The organism is Streptococcus sp. 3874 (assembly GCF_013276425.1).
GTDB lineage: Bacteria > Bacillota > Bacilli > Lactobacillales > Streptococcaceae > Streptococcus > Streptococcus pseudopneumoniae.
Map to the genome: position 1 here is coordinate 1 of NZ_VMLA01000150.1, position 4,774 is coordinate 4,774.

Below are 4,774 nucleotides of genomic sequence, written 5' to 3' on the forward strand. Positions count from 1 at the left end.
ATATGTGCATGGTTACGACAACCACGTGTTTCTTGAAGGAGAGAGTCGAGTCCGAACTCCTCATATTTTTTTACAGTTGGCCAAATCGTTGTTTGATTACAGTCTAAAAGCTCTATAATCTCTTTATAAGATTTACCCATCAGACGAAATAGAACGATTTGAAGGCGTTTATGATATTTAGCTGTACTAGAGTCTTTTAAAAGTGTTTTGATGGTTTGGATTTCTTCTTTAGTTGATTTCATATCACTATTATATAATGCTTTTTGATTTTAGTTTAGTATTAATCGATTGTTCTACTTTTTGCCTCCAAAACCTTGGAAAAGGCTTTCTTTTGTGATATACTTCACATATAAATACAAGAGAGCTCGTCACACTCGACTCTGTTGAAAAAATCAATCCAGTCCCGTTGTCCCTGTTCTCGGTCAATATCAAGGAGGATAGCTATGAAAGCTGTTGTTGTAAATCCAGAAAGCACTGGTGTTGCTGTTGAAGAAAAAGTACTCCGTCCACTTGAAACTGGGGAAGCACTTGTAGAAATTGAATACTGTGGTGTTTGCCACACCGACCTTCACGTTGCTCATGGTGACTTCGGTCAGGTACCAGGACGTGTCCTTGGCCACGAAGGTGTTGGTATCGTTAAAGAAATTGCTCCAGATGTGAAAAGCCTTAAAGTCGGTGACCGCGTCAGCGTTGCTTGGTTCTTTGAAGGATGTGGCACTTGCGAATACTGTACAACTGGTCGCGAAACCCTTTGCCGTACAGTGAAAAATGCTGGCTACTCAGTAGACGGTGGTATGGCTGAACAATGTATCGTAACTGCTGACTATGCTGTCAAAGTTCCTGACGGACTTGATTCAGCCCAAGCTCCTTCTATCACATGTGCTGGAGTAACAACCTATAAAGCTATTAAAGAAGCAAAAGTTGAACCAGGCCAATGGGTTGTTCTTTACGGTGCTGGTGGACTTGGTAACCTCGCTGTTCAATACGCTAAAAAAGTATTCAATGCTCATGTTATCGCAGTCGATATCAACAATGACAAACTTGCCCTTGCAAAAGAAGTAGGCGCTGACATTGTGATTAACGGCCTCGAAGTTGAAGATGTAGCTGGACTCATCAAGGAAAAAACTGATGGTGGAGCTCATTCAGCTGTCGTAACTGCTGTATCTAAAGTTGCCTTCAACCAGGCTGTTGACTCAGTTCGTGCTGGTGGTCACGTCGTCGCTGTCGGCCTTCCTTCTGAAATGATGGAACTAAGTATCGTAAAAACCGTTCTAGATGGAATCCAAGTCATCGGTTCTCTCGTTGGAACTCGTAAAGACTTGGAAGAAGCCTTCCAATTCGGTGCAGAAGGTTTGGTAGTTCCAGTTGTTCAAAAACGTCCAGTAGAAGATGCTGTTGCCATTTTCGACGAAATGGAAAAAGGTCAAATCCAAGGACGTATGGTACTCGACTTCACCCACTAATCTAATAGAAACCTATTTTAAAAGTTGGAAGCTTCTTTCAACTTTTTTATATTAAATTTTTAAATGTGGATTCAATATTACTCCTCAAAAAACTCAATATATCAACATCCAAAAGTAAAAGTTTTTTTAATTTTTTATGATAAATAGTTGCTTTTTACATGAAAACGGTTTATACTTAGACAGTCTTAAAGTTTTCTTAAATGACAACTAAAACAAAAAAGGAGGAATGACAATAATGAGTATCGGAATCATTATTGCGAGCCACGGCGAATTTGCTGCGGGTATTCATCAGTCAGGATCTATGATCTTTGGTGAACAAGAAAAGGTTCAAGTTGTAACCTTTATGCCAAATGAAGGCCCTGATGATCTATACGCTAAGTTTAATAACGCTGTTGCTGCATTTGACGCAGAAGATGAGGTTCTAGTTTTGGCTGACCTTTGGAGTGGATCTCCATTTAACCAAGCTAGTCGCGTGATGGGAGAAAATCCCGAACGTAAGTTTGCCATCATCACAGGACTTAACTTACCGATGTTGATTCAAGCCTACACAGAGCGCCTCATGGACGCTGCTGCAGGTGTAGAAAAAGTCGCTGCTAATATCATTAAAGAAGCCAAAGATGGCATCAAGGCTCTTCCAGAAGAGCTCAACCCAGTTGAGGAAGTTGCAAGCGCTGCAGCTGCTCCAGTTGCCCAAACTGCTATCCCAGAAGGAACTGTTATCGGAGACGGTAAATTGAAAATCAATCTTGCTCGTCTTGACACACGTCTACTTCACGGTCAGGTTGCAACTGCTTGGACTCCAGATTCAAAAGCAAATCGTATCATCGTTGCTTCAGATAACGTGGCTAAAGACGACCTTCGTAAAGAATTGATTAAACAAGCAGCTCCAGGTAATGTCAAGGCTAACGTGGTTCCAATTCAAAAACTGATTGAGATTTCAAAAGACCCACGTTTTGGAGAAACACATGCCCTTATCTTGTTTGAAACACCTCAAGATGCCCTTCGTGCCATCGAAGGTGGCGTGCCAATCAAAACTCTTAACGTTGGTTCTATGGCTCACTCAACAGGTAAAACATTGGTCAATACCGTTTTGTCTATGGACAAAGAAGATGTTGCTACATTTGAAAAAATGCGTGACTTGGGTGTTGAATTTGATGTCCGTAAAGTACCAAATGATTCTAAAAAAGATTTGTTTGACTTGATTAACAAAGCCAATGTCAAATAAGCCATTATTTATGAAAGGATTTTAAACATGTCTATTATTTCTATGGTTTTAGTAGTCGTTGTAGCCTTCTTTGCAGGTCTTGAAGGCATCCTCGACCAGTTCCAATTTCACCAACCACTTGTAGCCTGTACCCTTATTGGGCTTGTAACAGGTCACTTGGAAGCAGGGATTATCCTCGGTGGATCGCTTCAAATGATTGCCCTTGGTTGGTCAAATATCGGTGCTGCTATCGCTCCTGATGCTGCACTTGCTTCTGTCGCTGCTGCCATTATCATGGTTCTTGGTGGTGACTTTACTAAGACAGGTATCGGTGTTGCTCAAGCGGTTGCTATCCCTCTTGCCGTTGCTGGTCTATTCTTAACTATGATTGTTCGTACAATCTCAGTTGGTTTGGTTCATACTGCAGATGCTGCCGCTAAAAAAGGTGACTTCGGCGCTGTGGAGCGTGCGCATTTCATCGCGCTACTTTTCTAAGGACTTCGTATCGCGCTTCCTGCAGCTCTTCTCCTTATGGTACCAACTGAAACTGTACAAAGTATCCTTAGTGCCATGCCAGACTGGCTCAAAGATGGTATGGCTATCGGTGGTGGTATGGTCGTTGCCGTTGGTTACGCCATGGTTATCAACATGATGGCAACTCGTGAAGTATGGCCATTCTTCGCTCTTGGTTTCGTTCTCGCTGCTGTGTCAGATATTACTCTAATCGGATTCGGTGCTATCGGTGTTGCTATCGCTCTTATCTACCTTCACCTTTCTAAAACTGGTGGAAATGGTGGCGGAGGAGCCGCAACTTCTAACGACCCAATCGGCGATATCCTAGAAGACTACTAAGATAAGAAAGGACTGAAAACATCATGACTGAAAAACTTCAATTAACTAAATCAGATCGTAAAAAAGTTTGGTGGCGTTCAACCTTCTTACAAGGGTCTTGGAACTTTGAACGGATGCAAAACTTGGGCTGGGCTTATACACTCATTCCAGCTATCAAAAAACTCTATACTAAAAAAGAAGATCAAATCGCTGCTCTTGAGCGTCACCTTGAGTTCTTCAACACTCATCCATACGTAGCTGCTCCAGTCATGGGGGTTACTCTTGCGCTTGAAGAAGAACGTGCTAACGGTGTGGAAATCGATGACGCTGCTATCCAAGGGGTTAAAATCGGTATGATGGGACCTCTTGCTGGTATCGGTGACCCAGTATTCTGGTTTACAGTACGCCCAATCCTTGGATCTCTCGGTGCTTCACTTGCCCTTACTGGCAATATCTTGGGTCCGCTCCTCTTCTTTGTTGCATGGAACTTGATTCGTATGTCATTCTTGTGGTATGTTCAAGAGATTGGATACAAGGCTGGATCAGAAATCACTAAAGATATGTCTGGTGGTATCCTTCAAGATATCACTAAAGGAGCTTCTATCCTTGGGATGTTCATTCTTGCTGTCCTTGTTCAACGCTGGGTAAATATTAAATTTGCTTTCGATGTTTCTAAAGTTCAACTAGATGAAAAAGCTTATATCCATTGGGATAAATTGCCAGAAGGGTCTAAAGGTATCCAAGAAGCATTCGCACAAGTAGGACAAGGATTGTCTCAAACTCCTGAAAAAGTTACTACTTTCCAACAAAACTTGGATATGTTGATTCCTGGATTATCAGGACTACTCCTTACTTTACTTTGCATGTACTTACTTAAGAAAAAAGTATCTCCAATCACTATTATCCTTGCCCTCTTCGCAGTGGGTATTGTGGCACATGTTCTTCACATCATGTAATCAAGCAACTTAAAAGGAACCAGGTTCTAAAATCTGATTCCTTTTTTCTAGGCTTTTATACTCAATGAAAATCAAAGAGCAAACTAGGAAGCTAGCCGCAGGCTGCTCAAAACACTGTTTTGAGGTTGTAGATAGAACTGACGAAGTCAGCTCAAAACACTGTTTTGAGGTTGTGGATAGAACTGACGAAGTCAGCTCAAAACACTGTTTTGAGGTTGTGGATAGAACTGACGAAGTCAGTAACCATACCTACGGCAAGGCGACGCTGACGTGGTTTGAAGAGTATTAGGAGAAAAAGAATGAAAGAAATAACCTTTGAC

5 protein-coding genes and 1 pseudogene are annotated in these 4,774 nt (G+C 41.8%); 5 read left to right on the plus strand and 1 reads right to left on the minus strand.

Features of this window, described 5'->3' with window-relative positions; translation table 11 throughout:
* A partial coding sequence (locus HT703_RS11190) for a helix-turn-helix domain-containing protein (RefSeq protein ID WP_172930098.1) occupies positions 1-242 on the minus strand: 242 nt, incomplete at its 3' end.
* A 201-nt stretch (positions 243-443) separates the two neighbouring features.
* On the opposite strand from HT703_RS11190, the gene adhP reads away from it, so the two are divergent.
* The 5 genes and pseudogenes from adhP to HT703_RS11910 all read left to right on the plus strand — a co-directional run bounded on the left by adhP (position 444) and on the right by HT703_RS11910 (position 4,743).
* Complete coding sequence (gene adhP, locus HT703_RS11195) at positions 444-1,463, plus strand: alcohol dehydrogenase AdhP (RefSeq protein ID WP_172923257.1); 1,020 nt, start codon at positions 444-446, stop codon at positions 1,461-1,463.
* Between the two features lie 235 nt (positions 1,464-1,698).
* The gene (locus HT703_RS11200; protein ID WP_000021975.1) at positions 1,699-2,688 is read left to right on the plus strand and encodes a PTS sugar transporter subunit IIB; all 990 of its coding nucleotides are present in this window, start codon (positions 1,699-1,701) and stop codon (positions 2,686-2,688) included.
* Positions 2,689-2,715: 27 nt separating this feature from the next.
* Positions 2,716-3,519: pseudogene (locus tag HT703_RS11205) on the plus strand (PTS mannose/fructose/sorbose transporter subunit IIC).
* Between the two features lie 23 nt (positions 3,520-3,542).
* Positions 3,543-4,454 carry a PTS system mannose/fructose/sorbose family transporter subunit IID gene (locus HT703_RS11210; protein ID WP_000136861.1) on the plus strand — a complete coding sequence of 304 codons (912 nt, stop codon included), beginning with the start codon at positions 3,543-3,545 and terminating at the stop codon, positions 4,452-4,454.
* 64 nt (positions 4,455-4,518) lie between these two features.
* The gene (locus tag HT703_RS11910) at positions 4,519-4,743 is read left to right on the plus strand and encodes a hypothetical protein (RefSeq protein WP_240150166.1); all 225 of its coding nucleotides are present in this window, start codon (positions 4,519-4,521) and stop codon (positions 4,741-4,743) included.
* Positions 4,744-4,774 lie beyond the last annotated feature (31 nt).

Coding starts and splice junctions, on each gene's coding strand:
- HT703_RS11200 (WP_000021975.1), top strand. CDS start 1,699: ATGAGTATCGGAATCATTATTGCGAGCCACGGCGAATTTGCTGCGGGT.
- adhP (WP_172923257.1), top strand. CDS start 444: ATGAAAGCTGTTGTTGTAAATCCAGAAAGCACTGGTGTTGCTGTTGAA.
- HT703_RS11910 (WP_240150166.1), top strand. CDS start 4,519: ATGAAAATCAAAGAGCAAACTAGGAAGCTAGCCGCAGGCTGCTCAAAA.
- HT703_RS11210 (WP_000136861.1), top strand. CDS start 3,543: ATGACTGAAAAACTTCAATTAACTAAATCAGATCGTAAAAAAGTTTGG.